19 protein-coding genes are annotated in these 18,901 nt (G+C 45.2%); 10 read left to right on the forward strand and 9 right to left on the reverse strand.

The genetic code is table 11. From position 1 onward, the window contains the following. Window positions 1-142: 142 nt before the first annotated feature. From HMPREF3034_RS05760 to HMPREF3034_RS12575, 4 genes are all read right to left on the reverse strand, one after another. The gene (locus tag HMPREF3034_RS05760) at window positions 143-1,186 is read right to left on the reverse strand and encodes a DUF4831 family protein (protein ID WP_036896394.1); all 1,044 of its coding nucleotides are present in this window, start codon (window positions 1,184-1,186) and stop codon (window positions 143-145) included. 10 nt (window positions 1,187-1,196) lie between these two features. Next, a complete protein-coding gene (locus HMPREF3034_RS05765) occupies window positions 1,197-2,714 on the reverse strand; it encodes a bifunctional ADP-dependent NAD(P)H-hydrate dehydratase/NAD(P)H-hydrate epimerase (protein WP_036896337.1) in 1,518 nt (505 codons plus the stop codon). A gap of 62 nt (window positions 2,715-2,776) precedes the next feature. Next, window positions 2,777-3,001, reverse strand: coding sequence for a hypothetical protein (locus tag HMPREF3034_RS05770; protein WP_036896336.1), 225 nt, complete (start codon window positions 2,999-3,001; stop codon window positions 2,777-2,779). A gap of 42 nt (window positions 3,002-3,043) precedes the next feature. Beyond that, window positions 3,044-3,211 (reverse strand): hypothetical protein, encoded by a 168-nt coding sequence (locus HMPREF3034_RS12575; protein ID WP_156431051.1) that lies wholly within the window; start codon window positions 3,209-3,211, stop codon window positions 3,044-3,046. Window positions 3,212-3,798: 587 nt separating this feature from the next. Here HMPREF3034_RS12575 and hpt point away from each other — a divergent pair. The 5 genes from hpt to HMPREF3034_RS05800 all read left to right on the forward strand — a co-directional run bounded on the left by hpt (window position 3,799) and on the right by HMPREF3034_RS05800 (window position 8,473). Then, window positions 3,799-4,335, forward strand: coding sequence for a hypoxanthine phosphoribosyltransferase (gene hpt, locus HMPREF3034_RS05780; protein WP_036896333.1), 537 nt, complete (start codon window positions 3,799-3,801; stop codon window positions 4,333-4,335). Between the two features lie 29 nt (window positions 4,336-4,364). Beyond that, window positions 4,365-4,937 (forward strand): adenylate kinase, encoded by a 573-nt coding sequence (locus tag HMPREF3034_RS05785; RefSeq protein WP_036896331.1) that lies wholly within the window; start codon window positions 4,365-4,367, stop codon window positions 4,935-4,937. Window positions 4,938-5,285: 348 nt separating this feature from the next. Then, window positions 5,286-6,467 carry a GTPase ObgE gene (obgE, locus tag HMPREF3034_RS05790; protein ID WP_036896330.1) on the forward strand — a complete coding sequence of 394 codons (1,182 nt, stop codon included), beginning with the start codon at window positions 5,286-5,288 and terminating at the stop codon, window positions 6,465-6,467. A gap of 10 nt (window positions 6,468-6,477) precedes the next feature. Continuing rightward, entirely contained in the window at window positions 6,478-7,266 is a 789-nt protein-coding gene (gene pgeF / locus HMPREF3034_RS05795) for a peptidoglycan editing factor PgeF (protein WP_036896329.1), read from the forward strand. Between the two features lie 19 nt (window positions 7,267-7,285). Continuing rightward, entirely contained in the window at window positions 7,286-8,473 is a 1,188-nt protein-coding gene (locus tag HMPREF3034_RS05800; RefSeq protein WP_062433949.1) for a M23 family metallopeptidase, read from the forward strand. A gap of 8 nt (window positions 8,474-8,481) precedes the next feature. Here the strand turns inward: HMPREF3034_RS05800 and HMPREF3034_RS05805 are convergent, their stop codons facing one another. The 4 genes from HMPREF3034_RS05805 to dnaE form a co-directional block, all read right to left on the reverse strand. Further along, window positions 8,482-8,670 (reverse strand): hypothetical protein, encoded by a 189-nt coding sequence (locus HMPREF3034_RS05805; protein WP_036896327.1) that lies wholly within the window; start codon window positions 8,668-8,670, stop codon window positions 8,482-8,484. 163 nt (window positions 8,671-8,833) lie between these two features. Beyond that, the gene (locus HMPREF3034_RS05810; protein ID WP_062433952.1) at window positions 8,834-10,015 is read right to left on the reverse strand and encodes a phosphoribosylaminoimidazolecarboxamide formyltransferase; all 1,182 of its coding nucleotides are present in this window, start codon (window positions 10,013-10,015) and stop codon (window positions 8,834-8,836) included. A gap of 153 nt (window positions 10,016-10,168) precedes the next feature. Then, window positions 10,169-10,483, reverse strand: a complete 315-nt coding sequence (gene trxA / locus HMPREF3034_RS05815) for a thioredoxin (protein WP_062433955.1) — start codon at window positions 10,481-10,483, stop codon at window positions 10,169-10,171. A gap of 106 nt (window positions 10,484-10,589) precedes the next feature. Then, the gene (gene dnaE, locus HMPREF3034_RS05820; protein WP_062433957.1) at window positions 10,590-14,297 is read right to left on the reverse strand and encodes a DNA polymerase III subunit alpha; all 3,708 of its coding nucleotides are present in this window, start codon (window positions 14,295-14,297) and stop codon (window positions 10,590-10,592) included. Between the two features lie 205 nt (window positions 14,298-14,502). On the opposite strand from dnaE, the gene HMPREF3034_RS05825 reads away from it, so the two are divergent. Further along, entirely contained in the window at window positions 14,503-15,198 is a 696-nt protein-coding gene (locus HMPREF3034_RS05825) for a phosphatidylserine decarboxylase family protein (RefSeq protein ID WP_036896323.1), read from the forward strand. A gap of 340 nt (window positions 15,199-15,538) precedes the next feature. On the opposite strand, the gene HMPREF3034_RS05830 is transcribed toward HMPREF3034_RS05825, so the two are convergent. Further along, the gene (locus HMPREF3034_RS05830) at window positions 15,539-15,997 is read right to left on the reverse strand and encodes a nucleoside deaminase (protein WP_156431052.1); all 459 of its coding nucleotides are present in this window, start codon (window positions 15,995-15,997) and stop codon (window positions 15,539-15,541) included. A gap of 80 nt (window positions 15,998-16,077) precedes the next feature. On the opposite strand from HMPREF3034_RS05830, the gene HMPREF3034_RS05835 reads away from it, so the two are divergent. The 4 genes from HMPREF3034_RS05835 to pyrH all read left to right on the forward strand — a co-directional run bounded on the left by HMPREF3034_RS05835 (window position 16,078) and on the right by pyrH (window position 18,780). Further along, a complete protein-coding gene (locus HMPREF3034_RS05835) occupies window positions 16,078-16,878 on the forward strand; it encodes a hypothetical protein (RefSeq protein WP_062433960.1) in 801 nt (266 codons plus the stop codon). Between the two features lie 3 nt (window positions 16,879-16,881). Then, window positions 16,882-17,256: a YraN family protein gene (locus HMPREF3034_RS05840; RefSeq protein ID WP_062433963.1), complete on the forward strand. Its 375-nt coding sequence runs from the start codon at window positions 16,882-16,884 to the stop codon at window positions 17,254-17,256. A 9-nt stretch (window positions 17,257-17,265) separates the two neighbouring features. Continuing rightward, the gene (locus HMPREF3034_RS05845; RefSeq protein WP_062433966.1) at window positions 17,266-17,997 is read left to right on the forward strand and encodes a biotin--[acetyl-CoA-carboxylase] ligase; all 732 of its coding nucleotides are present in this window, start codon (window positions 17,266-17,268) and stop codon (window positions 17,995-17,997) included. A gap of 72 nt (window positions 17,998-18,069) precedes the next feature. Further along, the gene (gene pyrH / locus HMPREF3034_RS05850) at window positions 18,070-18,780 is read left to right on the forward strand and encodes a UMP kinase (RefSeq protein WP_062433969.1); all 711 of its coding nucleotides are present in this window, start codon (window positions 18,070-18,072) and stop codon (window positions 18,778-18,780) included. Window positions 18,781-18,901: the final 121 nt, after the last annotated feature.

Below are 18,901 nucleotides of genomic sequence, written 5' to 3' on the forward strand. Positions count from 1 at the left end.
AGATATTTTTTTATTTTCTTTTTCCAAATGATTGAAATAGAATATAGTCCTTGTTAGAAATCCATATAAAAGATATGCCATGCACGACTCGTTCAAAGTCCTGCATGACATATTATATAATAGTACGCGCGTGTGCGCGAGTTTACTGTGGTTGCATATTGATACTCTCCACGTTTCCTGTGATACCGTTCAATATAAGATTTGTATTGAACTTCTTACCAAATAATTCTCCGCTCATAGTTTCCATGCGTCCGAACTGCGCTGCATAAAGTTCAAAGCTCGCCCATTGTTCATCTGCCTTGAATAAGGTGAGGCGGATACGTCCCGGCAGATTGACATTCAGGCCTATATCATCCTTGGATTTCTTCTCTTTCTCGGTTCCCAGCTGAATCGTAGCGATGTCGTGCAAGTCCTCAACCTTTACAAGATAAGGTCTGCCGGCAAGATCGTCAATGTCTACCATGCCCAATTTTTGAGAGAAGCGGAATAGTAGTTGTTTATCAACCTCTTTTTCTGGAACGAATGTTATCTCTGTCTCAACGGTGTCTTTTTGCGTTGTTCCTTCGAACACCTGCATCAGTGCACGCTCCTGTTTGTCTAGGTTTTCAAACATCAATTTGAGTTGTTCTCCATCTTTGGGCATAAAGTCGGCCTCTCCACGCGACAGTTGGTTGCGGCTATCGCGTATGTCGTATATCTCACGTGCAATGAGTTCGGCCATTTTCGCAGAACTTCCGGCAGCCAAAATGTCCTCAGTCATATAGTTGTGGGCGTCTATTGGAGTCGGTTTGCGAGCCGGTTTGAAAGCCTTATAAGGTCGTTGTTTCTTCGGTTGGGCGTTGACAGCCAGCAGCACGCCGTTCTCATCTCTGTTCACACTATAGATGACATGCTTCTTGTCCAGTTGCAATGTGAACTGCTTGGTAGAGTCGGGTAGACCCACCGAACGTGTACTTACGCTTACCAATCTGTATGTAGTGGTTGGTTTTTGCGGTACGTCGCGCATTCTCATATATTTGTCGGCATAGAGCGCCAGTTGCCCCGGAGTGGTGGTAGTCTTCTCTATGAGCACGTTGAACTTGATGGCCGTTTTAGGCAAGAAATACGTTGTTCCTTCCACAGGCTGTTGAGCTTGTAGATTCATGGCAGTCAGTATAAGGGCTGCCGGTAGCAAGATTTTCTTGATATTCATAGTTTCAGTCGTTTAAACGTTTAAAAGCTTGCGGCAGATACTCTATCAAATCGCTGGCTATGAGGCTCTCCATGCCTTTGTCGCGAACAGCGATGTCGCCGGCCAGTCCATGTAGATACATGCCTAATAGGCATGCTTCGCGCTGCTGATAACCACGAGCTAACAAACCTGTGATGATACCTGTGAGTACGTCACCGCTCCCCGCTGTGGCCATACCGGCATTTCCTGTACTGTTGAAGAGGATGTTACCATCGGGCAAGCAGAGTGCCGAGTAGTGTCCTTTTAGGATGATGTATGCCCCCAAATGCTCAGCTAAGTCGCGTGCTTTGGCCAATCGTTCGTAGTCTCCGTTACTTGCTCCGCCCGATAGACGGTCGAACTCTTTGGGATGTGGTGTCATGATGATACCCTTAGGCAACTGTTGCATCCATGCCCGGTGGTTGGCCAACATGTTCAAAGCGTCGGCATCGGCCACGATAGGGCACTGAGTACGACGTAATTGGGCAATCATAGCGATGGCTGTACTCTCCTGTAGCCCCATACCGGGACCTATACCTAGTACATCGAAGTCGGCAGTATCAACAGGTTCGGAGAAGAAAGTTTCGTCTTTATCTAGTTGCATCACGGCTTCCGGGACGCTGATTTGCATGATGTCGTAATTGCGTTTTGGCGTGTTTATGGTTACCTTTCCTGCTCCCGAACGCATACAAGCTTTGGCAGCGAGTATCGCTGCTCCCGACATACCGTAGCTTCCGGCAATGAGTAAAGCGTTGCCCATGTTGCCCTTGTGTACGAAGTCACCACGATGTTTAAGCAGTTTTCTTACGTCGGTCTCATCAATAAGTGTGTAGGAAGCTTCTGTTTTTGCGATGTATTCGGATGACAATAGGATGTCGAGTACCTGTATTTCGCCGAGGTATAGTTGGTTATCGGGCAACAGCATCGACAGTTTTTTCTGCTGTAAGGTGAGGGTGACGTTGGCTCTTATGATGTTCATACGAACATTATAAGTATTGTCTTCGGTCATCAACCCCGACGGCATGTCGATGCTTACCACCTTGGCCGGTGACTGGTTGATGTATCTTACGAGCGAGGCAAAGCCCCCCGCCAGTGGCTTGTTGAGGCCTGAACCGAAAAGTCCGTCGACCACTAAGGTGTCGCTAGTGAGTTTGGGAGGATCAAAGTTGACGGATATTTCGTTGAACTCCTTGACACGTTTACAGTCAAGCAGTCGCTGTTTGTTGATGGTACAATCCTCGGATAGATAGTTGTGTACGTTGAATAAGTACACGTTTACTTGGTAATCGTGCTCGGCTAACATGCGTGCTACGGCCAATGCATCGCCTCCGTTGTTACCCGGGCCGGCAAAAACCATCACTTGCATACGGTTGGTCCACCGGTCGGTGATGGCTCTTGTGATGGCTTTAGCAGCACGTTCCATCAAGTCAATCGACTCGATGGGTTCGTGCTCTATAGTATATTTGTCGAGTTCTTTGATTTGAACTCCGGTAAAAATCTTCATATCCCTGCAAAAATACAAAAAAATGGCGGATATGAGAGTGGTTTGTCCTACTTTTTATTTGGTTATTGTATGTTGGCTTTACCGGCAAACTCGCCCTTTCGCTTCTGTTCTCCGCCACGAATAGTCTGCTTCAAATTGAAACGAAGTTCTATATTTTCTTTGCCCACCCTCTTTACAAATACGGAGCTTGTAGGGTCAAGTAAATTGTCTTTGCCATTGGCTTTGATGTCTTTGCTATCTACAGTCCAGTCTCCATTTTTGCTGAGATCAATCTCTTTACCGTCCATATTGCTGGGTACGGTGAATGTGATGTCTGCTTCGGGAGCTTTTCATGTGCTGTATTTGAAGATGTATTTACCGTTGGCTTCTTTAAATGTGAGCATCTTGGAAAGTACATTCTTGTCGAACTCGTCGTCTTTGCTGCACGAGCTGAAAACAGTTGTTGATACTAAAGTAATTGCTGCTAAAAATAGAATCATCGAGATTCTTGAAATCATTTTCTTGTCCATATAGTTATAATCCTGATTAAAATAAAAACTTAAATAATTGGTGCAAAGTTATACATTTGTCTTGATAAAACTTTCAGTTTATACATTTTTCAATGTTATTTTTGGTGTTTTGGGAAGTTGGTTAGGGCGTTTTGAAGGCATGTGTAAGTGGCTGAGCCGACAGCAACTACTCTATCAATGACCGATGGTTTCCCAAAAGGGAGGGAGAACAAAGAACTTATCAGCTTAAAACTCATGAACTAACAAGTTCACTCGATAACTCATCTACTCAAAAACTGATGAACTCAATTTGTTGCAGTAGTTTCTCAGTACTGCTGCCAAGCCCATTCAGCATTGCTGCAAGGGGGAGACAGCAAAAATGCCAAGACGCTGCAGTGGGCTAGTTGACAAATTGACGAGTAGACAAGTAGACGAGAGGGGGAACTAGAAGTGAGGAGTTAGGAGTTAGAAGTGATGAGTTGGTGGGGGTGAAAGAGACAATTTAACGATGTTGACTACGTAATATCTATGTGGAAATGTACTATTATTCATTTCTTTTTCGTATTTTTGCAATCAAATTTTTTATTCCAAGTGCAATGGATAAAGTAACTATTAAGGACAAAACGTTTAGGACGTTTATCCCTGAAGCAAAGATTCTAGAACGTGTGAAAGCAGTGGCTGAAAGGCTCAATCGTGATATGGCTGGCAAGAATCCACTGTTGTTGGCTGTGCTCAATGGCTCGTTTATCTTTGCAGCTGATTTGATGCGCAACCTCACGATACCTTGTGAAATCTCATTTGTGAAGTTGGCTTCTTATCAAGGGACGACTTCTACGGGTACAATCACAGAGATTTTTGGTGTCAATGAAGATTTGACGGGGCGCACAGTTGTTATCGTTGAAGATATTGTGGATACCGGATTGACCATGAAGCGCATGGTGGAACAACTTGGAACGCGTAAGCCTGCGTCTATCCATATTTGTACGTTGCTGTTGAAACCCGGTAAGTTGCAGGTACCACTCAATATAGAGTATGCTGCAATGGAGATTCCCAACGACTTTATTGTGGGCTATGGACTAGATTACGACCAGCAAGGTCGCGAGTTGAGAGACATTTACACGTTGGACAGCTGATAAGAGAGAAGAAAATAATAAGATAAAAAATGAAGAATATTGTAATTTTCGGTGCTCCCGGTGCTGGTAAAGGTACACAGAGCGATAAGTTGATTGAAAAGTACGGATTAGGTCATATCTCTACTGGTGATGTGCTCCGTAGCGAGATTAAGAACGGTACAGAACTTGGCAAGACTGCGAAGGGATATATTGATAACGGCCAGTTGATACCCGATGAATTGATGATTGACATCCTCGCCAGCGTATACGACGGCTTTGGAAAAGACCATGCCGGTGTGATTTTTGACGGGTTTCCCCGTACAACTCCACAAGCTGAGGCTTTGAAGAAGATGCTCTCTGAGCGTGGACATAAGGTGGCTGCCATGCTGGAACTATCTGTTCCGGAAGACGAATTGATGGCTCGACTCATCAACCGTGGTAAGGAAAGTGGCCGCTCCGATGATAATGAAGAGACTATCAAGAAGCGTTTGAATGTATATAACACACAGACAGCTCCGCTTATCGACTGGTATGAGCAGGAAGGTATCCATCATCATATCGAAGGACTTGGCACCGTTGACGAGATTTTTGCTCGTATAGCAACAGTAGTAGACGCTCTATAATAATATAGGGTGTTTAAGTTTCGCATGTATGCTCAACTTAGGAGTTATCGGGAATTAAAGGGAGTTAGCAGGAGCTATCGGACAAATGTCTGTTATCTTCCGCTATCTCCCGTTACCTCCTACTAACTTCTATCTATATATCAACTTGTAAAAGCAGAGTAAGGTATAGGAGTTAGTGGGAGTGGATGGAAGCGTGAGCCACGGGCTTATGACTTTGCTGAGAACTCGAATCCTACTAACTCTTGTTCGTTTTTAATAGATGGAGGTCTCTCCATGGATTTTTAGAAGGCATAAAGAATTGACTCCTAAACATCTGAACAAATTCCCCAACGTGTAATCTAACAATATATGGCCGATTCAAATTTCGTAGACTACGTAAAGATACATTGTCGCTCAGGTAAGGGCGGAAGAGGTTCTATGCACTTACGCCACGTGAAATACCAGCCCAACGGTGGACCCGATGGTGGTGACGGTGGGCGTGGTGGTAACATCTATCTGCGTGGTAACCACAATTACTGGACGCTATTGCACTTGAAATACCAGCGCCATATATTTGCAGAGCATGGTGGAAACGGTGGAAGAGACAAGTGTCATGGTACCGATGCTAAGGATGTGTACATTGATGTACCGTGTGGTACGGTGGTCTATAATGCTGAAACGGGTAAGTATATCTGTGATGTGATGGAAGACGGACAGGTGGTCATGCTGCTGAAAGGTGGTCGTGGCGGACTTGGAAACTTTCAGTTCCGCACCGCAACCAATCAGGCTCCACGCTTCGCACAGCCCGGAGAACCGATGGAAGAGCTCACCGTAGTGATGGAGTTGAAACTTTTGGCTGATGTGGGATTGGTGGGATTCCCCAACGCGGGTAAGTCCACGTTGCTTTCATCGTTGTCGAGTGCACGCCCGAAAATAGCCAACTATCCTTTCACAACGCTAGAACCGTCGCTTGGAATTGTGGGCTATCGCGATATGCAATCGTTTGTCATGGCCGATATTCCGGGAATTATTGAAGGGGCAAGTGAGGGTAGAGGACTCGGTTTGAGATTCCTTCGCCATATAGAACGAAACTCATTGTTGCTCTTTATGGTGCCCGGTGATACAGACGACATCAAGAAAGAGTATGAGATTTTGCTGCGCGAATTGGGTAATTTCAACCCTGATATGCTGGATAAGCATCGTGTATTGGCCGTAACGAAGTGTGACTTACTAGACGAAGAGTTGATGGAGATGCTGAAAGAGACGTTGCCCGACGACCTACCGGTGGTGTTTATCTCGTCGGTGACAGGGCAAGGACTCATGGAATTGAAGGATATTTTGTGGCGCGAACTGAACAGTGAGAGCAACAAACTGCAAGGAATCATGGCCGAAGATACACTCGTACATCGCGACAAAGACATGATACGCTTTGCCGACGAGATGCATGATGAAGGTGCCGATGAGGATGTTGAGGAACTGGAAGATGCTGATATCGAAGACTTCGACGAGTTGGATGACTTCGAATATGAGGATGAAGACGATATAGAATAATAACAAGCCCATGACAAAGCCTATACTCCATACTTATAAACTGGCCGAAGGTGTTGTGGCTTTTAGCACGACACGGCATGGCGGAGTGAGTAAAGGCGATTATGGAGAGTTTAATATCAACCCCTATTGTGGGGATGATGCGGAAGCGGTGGCTGATAATAGAGCCGCGTTTTGTGCGACATTAGGTATTGACGACGACAGGTTGTTGTTGCCGCATCAGGTACATGGTACGGAGAATCGGGTGGTATCGGCCGACTTCTTTACCTTGCCCACTGGTGAACGTCGCATTATTCTCGATGGTGCGGATAGCATCATGACCGATATTCCGGGTGTTTGTATCGGTGTGTCGACAGCCGATTGCATCCCGGTTTTGCTTTACGATCCTGTGCATCGTGCCGGTTGTGCTGTTCATGCCGGTTGGCGTGGCACTGTAAAGCGCATTGTATTGAAGAGTGTCGCCGAGATGGTTGCAGCCTATGATACCAAACCTTCTGACCTATTAGCAATCATTGGTCCCGGCATTTCACTGGAACATTTCGAAGTTGGACAGGAAGTTTACGATGAATTTGAGCAAGCATCGTTTGACATGTCTGCCATTACGCGAAAGTTAAATAAGTGGCATATCGACCTGCCGGAGTGTAATCGACTCCAGCTACTACAGGCAGGCGTGGCTTCACAGTGCATTCGCATGAGTGGGATATGCACGTATGCTCATTCCGATGAATTCTTTTCGGCTCGTCGACTGGGTGTCGAATCCGGCCGAATATTCACTGGGATACTTTTGACAGAGACTATATAACAATTAAAACCTAAACAAAATGAATACACGACTCAGACAGATTGTCATGGGCCTGACGCTTATTGGTATTACAACGGGATTTATGCCTGCTAAAGATACATTCAGTGCGTCGGAACAACAACAAATCAGTATCAGCACACCGGGGCTGTTCAGTCGTTCCAATGCTTTCAGTGTAGACTTCAGTATACTTAAGAATAGCGATTATTCTTTCCCACTTCCGGTGGGAAAGGCAGAGGTGGTGAATCAACAAGAAGTGAAGATAACGACCACGCAGGGCGATGCTGTAAAGGCTATGTTTGAAGGAGTAGTCCGTTTATCGCGTTCGGTGAACCGCTTCGGAAATGTGGTTGTCATTCGCCATAATAATGGATTGGAGACTGTGTACAGTCATAATGCGCAGAATTTGGTACAGGTGGGGCAGCACGTTCAGGCCGGACAGACAATCGCTATTGTGGGGTATGACGGTGCACAAGCTTATACCTTGTTTTCCATTATGGTGAATGGAGCGCGTATTAATCCCGAAACAATTCTGGAAATAAAGTCACATCGATTGCGTAAACAGACTTTGTTGTGCAAACGTGTAGGCCAAAGAGTGAGTGTAACGGTATCGCAACCGGAGCCATCGAATGCAGGTTCACAGAGTTTGGCTATGGCTAATAAGGGTGGAACAAGCAATAGTATGAGCGGAGATGTGGACAAGAATCCGTTTGAAGGAGGCAATACGATTAGGCTGAATTTGTCTAATCTGTCGAAGATGGAGTGGTCTTATCCACTGTTAGGAAGTAAAGTGATAAGTCCGTATGGCGGAAAACGTCACCATTCGGGTGTTGATTTGAAGACTAGACCGAACGACAATGTGCGTGCAGCATTTGATGGTGTGGTTACTCGTTCGGGGCGTTTCTCAGGCTATGGTAACTGTATCGTTATTAAGCATGCCAATAGCTTGGAGACACTTTATAGTCATCAATCAAAGAATCTAGTTAAGGCTGGGCAGCGAGTGAAAGCCGGAGAGGTGATAGGATTGACTGGTCGAACCGGTCGCGCCACCACGGAGCACTTACATTTTGAGGTGCATTTTCAAGGTCGAAAGGTGAATCCGGCTGTTGTCTTCGACCATGCCAACCGTTCTTTGCAGCAATGTACGCTCGTATTGTCAAAGAACGGGAATATCAAAAGCGAACGTAATTATTTCGCAGAGAAGAAGTAAGATGATGATTACTTGTGCCGCTTAGCTCGTTGTTGTCTGTATTTAGCCTTCTGACGAGCTGAGCCTGAGCCGTGAGCTCCGGTGATATATTTCTTCTTCTTAGCTTTGGTCTTTACTTTATCATCATTCTGCCCGCTCTTATTGGATGCGGCCTTAAAGACCATTCCTGTTTCTATTATCTCGTTGATGTCGTTCATTGTGGTTTGAGTTGACGAGTTAACAAGTAGACAAGTTAACAAGTCTATTTTTGAATAAATAATTAAGTAGGCAAGTGAACGAGTTTACAAGTAGATTAAAAGTTGTTGGTTGTGTTTTCTAACTAGTCTGCTTGTCAACTCGTTTACTTGTTAACTTTAACTCTTAGTGATGGAACAATCTCACTCCAGTGAATGCCATAGCAATGCCATATTTGTCGCATGTGTCGATAACATGGTCATCGCGGATGCTTCCACCGGCTTGTGCGATGAATTCAACGCCACTCTTATGGGCACGCTCGATGTTGTCTCCGAATGGGAAGAAAGCATCGCTACCGAGAGCAACTTTCGTGTTTTGGGCAATCCAAGCTTTCTTTTCTTCCATCGTAAGTACCTCCGGCTTCTCGGTAAAGAACTGCTGCCATACGCCATCTGCTAATACATCATCGTGCTCTTCGCTGATATAGACGTCTATGGTGTTGTCTCTGTCAGCGCGACGGATACCCGGTTTGAACGGAAGATTCATAACCTTGGGACATTGGCGCAACCACCATGTGTCGGCTTTGCTACCAGCTAAGCGAGTACAATGGATGCGACTTTGTTGTCCGGCCCCTATTCCTATGGCCTGACCATCCTTGACATAGCATACGGAATTGCTTTGGGTGTACTTTAAAGTAATCAATGCGATGATGAGATCGCGACGAGCTTCGTCGGTGAAAGTCTTATTCTGAGTGGGGATATTCTCGAAAAGTGCAGGATCATCGAGCTTGATTTCATTGCGTCCCTGTTCAAATGTGATGCCGAATACTTGCTTATGTTCGATGGGATTCGGTCGATAGTTTGGATCAATCTTGATGACATTATAGGTGCCTTTACGCTTGTCTTTCAGGATTTCGATGGCTTCCGGCGTGTAATCGGGAGCAATAACTCCATCGCTAACCTCACGTTTTAAGAGGGTCGCGGTGACTGCGTCACAGGTGTCACTCAATGCAACGAAGTCGCCATACGAACACATTCGGTCAGCTCCTCTGGCACGAGCATAGGCACAAGCGATCGGAGAAAGCGGAAGTTTAACGTCGTCTACAAAGTAGATTTTCTTGAGTGTATCGCTCAAGGGGAGTCCTACGGCAGCGCCGGCTGGGCTTACGTGCTTGAAACTTGCGGCTGCCGGAAGTCCTGTTGCTTCCTTTAATTCTTTCACAAGTTGCCAACTATTCAAGGCATCCATAAAGTTAATGTAGCCCGGGCGACCGTTAATGACTTCGATAGGTAGTTCGCCTTCTTCGATATAAATACGTGAAGGCTTCTGGTTCGGATTGCATCCGTACTTTAATGCGAGTTCTTTCATACAGCAGGATAAGTTGAATATCTTATGCAAAGATACTTGATTTTACACAAAAAGGGAAGAGATAAGGTCACATTTCCTATTCTTTGAGAATAAAAAAAGTGCAACGACATTCTGTCATGTCATTGCACTTGTATGTTTAAAACATTCTGTAGATTACAGAAGTACCTTGAATTTCTCTTCAATACGTTCTTTGCTTGCAGCACCAACAAACTTGTCAACCAGCTGACCTCCCTTGAAGAAGAGGATAGTTGGGATGTTGCGAACACCATACTCCATTGCGATTTCGTTGTTTTCCTCAACATCGCACTTGCCTACAACGATTTTGCCGTCGTAGTCGTTTGCCAACTCTGAGATGATAGGACCAACCATACGGCAAGGTCCACACCATGTTGCCCATAGGTCAACTACCAAAGGTAACTCTCCATTTTTGTAACTCTCAAAGTTCTCGTTTGTAATTTTAACTTCCATCTTTTCGTTCTTTAATATTCTATATGTATTTTATTATTCTTGTCACAATATTGTTATGAGCAAACTGTATGCCAAAAGTCGCGACCGATAGTAATTGCCATTTTTGTCAGTTCACGTGGTAACTCATGACTGGATTAGACTCTACATAGTTTACAAAGTCGCGAGTAAGGCCTATTTCATGAGCTCTTGAACGCAGTATTAAGTTTGAATTATGCTCTTTATCAACTACTTGTATGAAGAGCATTGTGTGTCCCGGACTGTCTGATACCAGTGTAGATATGTCGTTTACTATGGTCTCGTTGATGTCGTTGATGTCCATACTGATGGTGAATCTTTCGATGCGTGTGTCGCGAATAGTTTGCATATACTGGATGTCGGCAATCTTAAAGTCGACGTAGGTGCTTGTGGGATATCTCTTGCTACAGTTCGCTTTCATGAAGATGATGGCTCCCTGAATAAACATTCCGCTCCATCTGCCCCATTCGGCATCCATGATAAAGAGTTCACCACTGCCTTCGAAGTCTTCTAAAGTGACTACTCCATAGGGCTTACCTGATTTGGTGAAACCGGATTTTACGGCCGTTACCATACCGCCAATTGTTATCTCTTGCTTGCCAACGAGAGCTTCCTTGTCCTCTAATTCGGCACAATGTGTGTTGCACATAGAGTTCAAGATGATGCTGAATTCATCGAGAGGATGAGCCGACAGATAAATACCTACGAGGTCGCGCTCATGATTTAATTTCTCTATTGTGCTCCATTCTTCCACTTGAGGAATGGGAGGAGTGGCTATCTCTACGGCGTCTGAACCTCCAAACAAGGAGTTACGAGCCTCTGCCTGTTCCGCTTGATACAACTGACCATAGCGAACCAAGGTGTCCAAGAAGGCGTCACCTTTATTATTCTTGCCGAAATATTGCTCGCGTTTCAGCCCGAAACAATCAAATCCGCCACTCATGGCGAGCGATTCAAAGGCTTTCCTATTGACGTTAGAGAAATCTACTCGTTGTGCAAAGTCGAATATATCCTTGTATGGCCCATTCTCATTTCGCTCGTTGATGATAGCTTCTGCGGCCTGTTCGCCCATTCCTTTGATGGCTGCCAAACCAAATCTTATCTCGCCTTTTTGGTTTACACCGAAGTTACCATAGCTCTCGTTGACACTCGGTTCCAGCGTAGGAATACCCATAGACTTACATTCATCCATGAGTTTCGTGATTTCTTTGATGTCGCTTTTACGTCGTGTCATAATGGCAGCCATAAACTCTGCCGGGTAATGGGCTTTCATATAAGCCGTCTGGAAAGCCACCCAACTATAGCAAGCTGCATGAGACTTGTTGAAAGCATAGGATGCAAACTTCTTCCATTCTTCCCAGATATGATTCAAAGTCTTGTGGTCATGCCCGCGTGCTTCGCCTCCCTCGTAGAACAATTTCTCCAGTTTGTTCATCTGGTCAATCTTCTTTTTACCCATAGCTTTACGCAATGTGTCGCTCTGTCCACGCGTAAAGCCAGCCAATAAGCGGCTCAGAAGCATGACTTGCTCTTGATAAACGGTGATGCCATACGTATCTTTTAGATACTTTTCCATCTCAGGAATAGGGTAGGTGATAGGCTCTTTGCCGAGCTTACGGGCAATGAACGACGGAATATTGTCCATTGGTCCGGGGCGGTAGAGGGCGTTCATGGCAATGAGATCGCCAAATACCGTGGGATGAAGTTCGCGCAGATATTTTTGCATACCGGGCGATTCAAACTGGAAAGTACCAATCGTTCGTCCCTGTTGATAGAGCTGATAGGTAAGCTCATCGTCAATAGGTATGTTGTCAAGGTCTACTTCTACGCCCGTTGTCAGCTTTACATTCTTGACAGCTTCTTTCAACTCAGAGAGCGTCTTGAGTCCGAGGAAGTCCATCTTAATGAGTCCGGTAGACTCGATAACGTGCCCATCGTACTGCGTCACAGGCACTTTTAAGTCCTTAAAGTCGGGATCGTCGGCCGTTGAGATAGGCACCCAATCGCTGATAGGGTCGCGACAAATGATGAATCCGCAGGCATGGATACCCGTTCCGCGTACCGTTCCTTCAAGCATCTTTGCATACTTCATGGTGTTACGTTCGCGTGGGTCGATCGAAGCTTCCGCCTCGCGTAGCATGTCAACGCTCTTGATAGCGTTGGTAAGATTCATCTTCAAACCATTCGGCAGACGGTCGGGGATAGCTTTACAGAGTGCATTCGCTTTTTCCAACGGGAGTTTTTCTACACGTGCCACATCCTTGATGGAGTTTTTCGTAGCCATACTTCCGTAGGTAATGATATGCGCACAGTTCTCGTGACCATACTTATCCATCACCCATTGGAGCACGCGTCCACGTCCGTCATCGTCGAAGTCGGTATCAATATCGGGGAGAGAAATACGGTCGGGGTTGAGGAAACGCTCAAACAGCAAGTCGTATTTCAACGGGTCTATCTTCGTGATTCCTAAACAATAGGCAGCTACCGAACCCGCAGCAGAGCCACGGCCGGGACCTACCATCACTCCTAACTGCTCGCGAGCAGAGTTGATGAAGTCTTGTACAATGAGGAAGTAGCCGGGGAATCCCATTGTCTTCATCACGTGAAGTTCAAATCTGATGCGCTCTTCTACCTCTTTTGGCACCGGGTCTCCATATATTCTTTTGGCTCCTTGGAATGTCAATTCATCCAAATAGTCGGCTTCAAACTTGATTCGATAAATCTTGTCGTAACCACCAAGATGTTTGATTCGCTTCTCTCCATCTTCGGCCGACATGGGATTTTCGCCATTCTCGTCGCTGCAAAATTCCTTATATAAGTCTTCTTCTGTGAATTTTTGACGCCACTGTTCTTCTGTTCCGAAGCTCTCCGGGATTGGGAAGAAAGGCATCACCGGGTCGTGGTCAATACTGTAGAATTCCACTTTGTCCAGAATCTCAAGCGTATTTCGCATGGCTTCCGGATGGTCGGGGAACACCTCGTTCATCTCTTCGCGCGTCTTAAACCACTCCTGTTTGCTGTAGCGCATGCGGTTCGGATCGTCCAAATCCTTTCCTGTGGCTAGGCAAAGCAGGTGGTCGTGCGCCTCGGCCGTCTCTTTATCTTCGAAGTGGCAGTCGTTGGTACAGACGAGTTTGATGCCCAATTCCTTGCTGAAGTCTTCCAATACAGCATTCACTTTCTGCTGTAAAGGATAGGCAGTACGATTGGCTAGCAGGGTAGGGTCGGTAACTTGATGGCGTTGTAACTCCAAATAAAAGTCGTCACCGAATAGATTCTTGTACCATAGACATGCTTCGCGTGCGCCGTCAAGATCGTCGGCCATAATCTTACGAGGTACCTCTCCGGCCAAGCAAGCTGTACAAATGATAAGTCCTTCGTGGTATTTCTCTAGGTCTTCGCGGTCAGTTCTCGGTCGGTAGTAGTAACCGTCTACCCACGAACGCGATACCAATTTAATAAGATTCTTGTATCCTTGATAGTTCTTGGCAAGTACAATGAGGTGATAACCCGAATTGTCACCATTCTCTTTCACCTTGTCTTCCTTGCGATGGCGGGCCACATACATCTCGCAACCCAATATGGGTTTGAAAGGTTCCAGTCCATCTGCCTTTCGTTTTTTGTTGACTTCGCTACAATAATCCCAAAATTCCTTAATGCCAAACATGACGCCATGGTCGGTAATGGCCATGCCTTTCATGCCGTTGCCAATGGCTTTATTGACCAAGTTTGAAATCTTGGACTGGCCATCTAGAATAGAATAATAGGTGTGAACGTGTAAATGAACGAAATCTTCCATGAAAAAAACACAATTAGGAGTTCAAAGTTACGGCTTATCCCCGACACAACAAAAGAAAAATAGTAAATTTTTGTGGAGCTAACAAAAAATCATTAACTTTGCAAATGGTAGGTAAAAGGCCTTCCCAGTATTATTGAGCATAAGTCAGAACAACCTTTGGCACCGGCTAACGCCTTGTTGAAATGTTCGCATATCCTTAGTTACTATGATTAAAAGAATCAATAAACTCAAAAAGATACGCATACACAGAGAAGGTACCGATACACTTCTTTATGGTTTTATCGTAATGGCTTCCATTATATTATTATTATGGAGAGGCTTTGATACCAAGATCCCTTTTTGGGTGGTTTTGGTTGTTTTTTCAACAATCTATGGTATCGTACTGAACTTCTACCGCTGTCCCATTCGCTATTTCTCTGCCGAAGACAATACCGATAAGGTGGTTGTAGCTCCTGCCGATGGCCGAATCGTGGTTATAGAGGAAGTAGAAGAGAACGAATATTTCCACGACAAACGTCTTATGATTAGTATTTTCATGAGTCTGTGGAATGTCCATGCCAACTGGTTCCCTGTAGACGGTAAGGTGAAATTCGTATGCCATAAGGATGGAAACTATCATAAGGCATGGTTACCTAAAGCTAGTTCGGAGAACGAACATGCTGATGTGATGATTACTACACCCGATGGAGTGGACGTATTGTGCCGTCAGATAGCCGGCGCCATGGCTCGTCGCATTGTTACTTATGCCAAGGAGGGCGAAGATTGCTATATTGATGAGCATCTTGGTTTCATCAAGTTGGGTAGCCGTGTAGATGTATTCTTGCCTATAGGTACAGAAGTTTGTGTCAAGATGGGACAATCTACAACCGGTGACCAAACTATTATTGCGCGGTTGAAATAACCAACTCGGAAAATTATTCAATTTATTATATTCGATAAGTTGCTTCTCTTTATCTAAGAGGAGCAACTTTTTTATGCCGTAAATTTGACTTGTGATGTAGGGACGGATAGTATTTGCCCTATATTGGAAGTCTCTCTTGTCTTATAACTCAATAACTCGTCAACTTAAAAACGGCCAAACTTAATTTACTGCAAGGGTATGGCAACATTGCTGTTTCGCCCTTTCAGTAATGCTGCCAAGCCTAGGCAGCAATGCTGGCAAGCCGTTGCATTTCGCTGATAGATAAGTTGACGAGTAGACAAGTTAACGAGTTGGGAGTGTGAAATGATGGGGATAGAAATTATCTTTTGCTTCTGAAGAACTCTTGCATCAAGGCTTTGCACTCCTCTTCCAGTATCCCTCCAACGATTGCTGCTTTGGGATGGAGGGCATGGGGAGCGTATTCCGTGTATCCACGTTTTTCATCGGGCGCTCCATAGACGACACGACTCATTTGAGACCATCCCAAGGCGCCGGCACACATTACACAGGGTTCGACGGTGACATAGAGTGTACAATCTTGTAAATACTTCCCTCCGAGCGTGTTGGCAGCCGCAGTGATGGCTTGCATCTCGGCATGTGCTGTGACATCATTGAGCGTTTCGGTGAGGTTGTGCGCCCTGCTGATGATACGACCTCGGCATACCACGACTGCACCAATGGGTATCTCGCCCTCGTCTAAAGCCCGATGTGCTTCGTCTAGCGCTTTGAGCATGAATTGCTCATCTATCTTTTTTAGTTCTTCTTCCTTTGTTATCATGGCTGCAAAAATAAGGTATTTTATTGTAAGAATGGAAGAATTGTATTATTTTTGCAACTAATCAAACCCGATAGGAGGTCATGAAAAAGGTTAACGTTTTATTTTTCTTTCTGTTCATCATGGTCGGTCATCTCTATGCAACCGATGATTCTAAAAAGCCAATTCTAGGTGCCTTTACGCTAGGAATGACACCAGAAGTGTTTCAAACTCAATATCATGCGTTGCTGGAGAAATATGAGGTGGCACAGAAGGATGGCTATGAAAGTGTTTATCCGGTATCAATCGGTGGAGTATCGATGGATATGAAGAGTCTTGGCGAAAATATGTATGAGACAGATAAGATACTGAACGATTTATACAAGGTGTCTTTTCAAGGTGACGAACCTCTCTTTTTCTGTGGCTCTACCACCTTTTCCGAGAATAAACTAAGCGCTGTGACCATCATCGGATATGGCAATCAAGATGCTACCATATCTTATATTATAAGTAGAAATCCGCTGAAGATAGATGCCGAACCGGAGTTGGTGTGCTGTGACTATAAGGCTCATAACGACGTTTTGGAGGCTTGTAAATCGCTCACTGTTTTTCTTCAAGGAAAGTATGGGGTGCCTACAAAGACATACACTATACCGCAGATGCCCTCAAAACAAGAAGTGGGCGACCAACAGATACTCAAGGTGAAGTTCGTACAGGCGAATGTCTACGGTTCGGTTGTACCTTACGCTGAATGGAAGGTCGGAGATATGCAGGTGGTAGTAGGTATCAAGACGGCCGGGGCAGAACCGTTTATTATGTTCTACGATGCACATCGGCTCTCGCACTCATATCTTAACAATCTGTTGCAAGAAGAACCATTGCCGACAAAAGAACTCAATTGGTAGGCTATGGCTGCGCACAACGATCTTGGTAAATGGGGCGAGGACTATGCCGCCGACTACTTGGTGCGTGAGGGATATGATATTATTGAGCGCGATTGGCGGTTGGGTGGAAAGGACATAGACATTGTTGCTCGGACACCGGATGGTACGACTGTGGTCTTTGTAGAGGTGAAGACGCGTCGCTCGGATGCCATCACCAAACCGGCTGATGCGGTGAATCGGCAGAAAATGCGGAATTTGGGACATGCTGCCAATGCTTATGTGAAGATGCATCAGCTGTGGGACGAACTGCGATTTGATGTGATTACAATTGTAGGATGTGATGAGGAAACGGTACGCATGGAACATATCAAGGATGCGTTCAACCCATTGCTACTTTAAAATACGGAAATGAAAAGAGAAATCATACGACTGAACGAGGTGGGCTCCACCAACGATTACTTACGTCAACATGGGGTTGTGGGCGATGAAGAAATGACGGTTGTTGTGGCCGATTATCAGACTTCGGGACGTGGGCAGGCTACAAATACGTGGGAAAGTGAGGCTGGGAAAAACCTGCTATTAAGCATCCTCGTGCATCCTTGGCACACCCCTACAGCCTATCAGTTTCTTTGGTCCATGGCCGGAGCGTTGGCATTGAAAGATACGCTTGGTGCTTATACGGACGGAATTACGTTGAAGTGGCCGAACGATGTGTACTGGCACGACCGTAAGATTAGTGGTACGCTGATAGAAACATCGCTGAGTGGCGGTCGTTTGAAAGGGTGTATATACGGTATCGGACTGAATGTCAATCAACTGATGTTTGTGAGTGACGCGCCCAATCCGGTATCATTAGCCGGTATCGTAGGGCATGAAGTGGATCGAGAGCAAGTGTTGCAACGGTTGTTAGATAACTTTGAGAAACGCTATGAGCTTTTGGAACGAGGTGGAGCAGCCGATATTTCAGAAGAATACTATATGTCTCTTTACCGTCGTGATGGTTTCTATCCTTACGAAGATGCCGACGGACAGTTTGAAGCTAGCATCGTAGAGGTGGCAGATAATGGCACTATCGTCTTGCGAGACAAGGAGGGACGATTTAGGGAATATACATTTAAGGAAGTGAAATTTGCGAGGTAAGATAATTTATACATACGACAATGATATTAAATCAAGTCTCTTTTAGGGGATGAGATTGCTACAAATAGAACTATGACAAAGTTTAAAAGAATACTGCTCAAATTGAGTGGTGAGAGTCTAATGGGCTCACAAAGTTTCGGTATCGACCCCGAACGTTTGGCAGATTATGCACGCCAAATTAAAGAAGTGCATGAGATGGGTGTACAAATCGGTATTGTTATCGGTGGCGGTAACATTTTCCGTGGTCTCAGTGGCAGTCAGAAAGGCTTTGACCGAGTAAAGGGTGACCAAATGGGAATGTGTGCTACGGTCATCAACTCGCTTGCATTAAGTTCAGCGTTGGGTGCTATCGGGGTGAAGACAAAAGTGCTTACGGCTATTCGTATGGAACCTATCGGTGAGTTTTATAGTAAGTGGAAAGCCATCGAATCAATGGAACAAGGATATGTTTGTGTATTCTCGGCCGGTACAGGCTCGCCTTATTTCACCACGGATACAGGAAGTTCGTTGCGTGGTATCGAGATTGAGGCCGACGTGATGTTAAAAGGTACGCGCGTGGACGGAATCTATACGTCAGATCCGGAGAAAGATCCTACAGCCACAAAGTTTACGGATATTACCTACGACGAGATTTATACACGCGGTCTTAAAGTCATGGATCTCACTGCAACTACGATGTGTAAGGAGAACAATCTACCTATCTATGTGTTCAACATGGATGTTGTAGGAAACTTGAAGAAGGTGATGGACGGCGAGCCTATCGGCACGTTGGTACATAATTAACGAAAAAGACGCACCTTTGAATAAAGGTGCGTCTTTTTTCATGATAAGGGATTAGGGGGAAAAGATGAGAAATTAAAAGTATACACTCTCTTTTGTTCTATTGTCCCCGGTTATGAATGGG

Origin of the sequence: Prevotella sp. DNF00663 (assembly GCF_001553265.1) — a bacterium.
Lineage (GTDB): Bacteria > Bacteroidota > Bacteroidia > Bacteroidales > Bacteroidaceae > Prevotella.

Bases quoted from the DNA above. Each gene is read 5' to 3' on its own strand.
- HMPREF3034_RS05765 (WP_036896337.1), bottom strand. From the start codon at position 2,714: ATGAAGATTTTTACCGGAGTTCAAATCAAAGAACTCGACAAATATACT.
- HMPREF3034_RS05770 (WP_036896336.1), bottom strand. From the start codon at position 3,001: ATGGACGGTAAAGAGATTGATCTCAGCAAAAATGGAGACTGGACTGTA.
- HMPREF3034_RS12575 (WP_156431051.1), bottom strand. From the start codon at position 3,211: ATGATTTCAAGAATCTCGATGATTCTATTTTTAGCAGCAATTACTTTA.
- hpt (WP_036896333.1), top strand. From the start codon at position 3,799: ATGGATAAAGTAACTATTAAGGACAAAACGTTTAGGACGTTTATCCCT.
- HMPREF3034_RS05785 (WP_036896331.1), top strand. From the start codon at position 4,365: ATGAAGAATATTGTAATTTTCGGTGCTCCCGGTGCTGGTAAAGGTACA.
- obgE (WP_036896330.1), top strand. From the start codon at position 5,286: ATGGCCGATTCAAATTTCGTAGACTACGTAAAGATACATTGTCGCTCA.
- pgeF (WP_036896329.1), top strand. From the start codon at position 6,478: ATGACAAAGCCTATACTCCATACTTATAAACTGGCCGAAGGTGTTGTG.
- HMPREF3034_RS05800 (WP_062433949.1), top strand. From the start codon at position 7,286: ATGAATACACGACTCAGACAGATTGTCATGGGCCTGACGCTTATTGGT.
- HMPREF3034_RS05805 (WP_036896327.1), bottom strand. From the start codon at position 8,670: ATGAACGACATCAACGAGATAATAGAAACAGGAATGGTCTTTAAGGCC.
- HMPREF3034_RS05810 (WP_062433952.1), bottom strand. From the start codon at position 10,015: ATGAAAGAACTCGCATTAAAGTACGGATGCAATCCGAACCAGAAGCCT.
- trxA (WP_062433955.1), bottom strand. From the start codon at position 10,483: ATGGAAGTTAAAATTACAAACGAGAACTTTGAGAGTTACAAAAATGGA.
- dnaE (WP_062433957.1), bottom strand. From the start codon at position 14,297: ATGGAAGATTTCGTTCATTTACACGTTCACACCTATTATTCTATTCTA.
- HMPREF3034_RS05825 (WP_036896323.1), top strand. From the start codon at position 14,503: ATGATTAAAAGAATCAATAAACTCAAAAAGATACGCATACACAGAGAA.
- HMPREF3034_RS05830 (WP_156431052.1), bottom strand. From the start codon at position 15,997: ATGATAACAAAGGAAGAAGAACTAAAAAAGATAGATGAGCAATTCATG.
- HMPREF3034_RS05835 (WP_062433960.1), top strand. From the start codon at position 16,078: ATGAAAAAGGTTAACGTTTTATTTTTCTTTCTGTTCATCATGGTCGGT.
- HMPREF3034_RS05840 (WP_062433963.1), top strand. From the start codon at position 16,882: ATGGCTGCGCACAACGATCTTGGTAAATGGGGCGAGGACTATGCCGCC.
- HMPREF3034_RS05845 (WP_062433966.1), top strand. From the start codon at position 17,266: ATGAAAAGAGAAATCATACGACTGAACGAGGTGGGCTCCACCAACGAT.
- pyrH (WP_062433969.1), top strand. From the start codon at position 18,070: ATGACAAAGTTTAAAAGAATACTGCTCAAATTGAGTGGTGAGAGTCTA.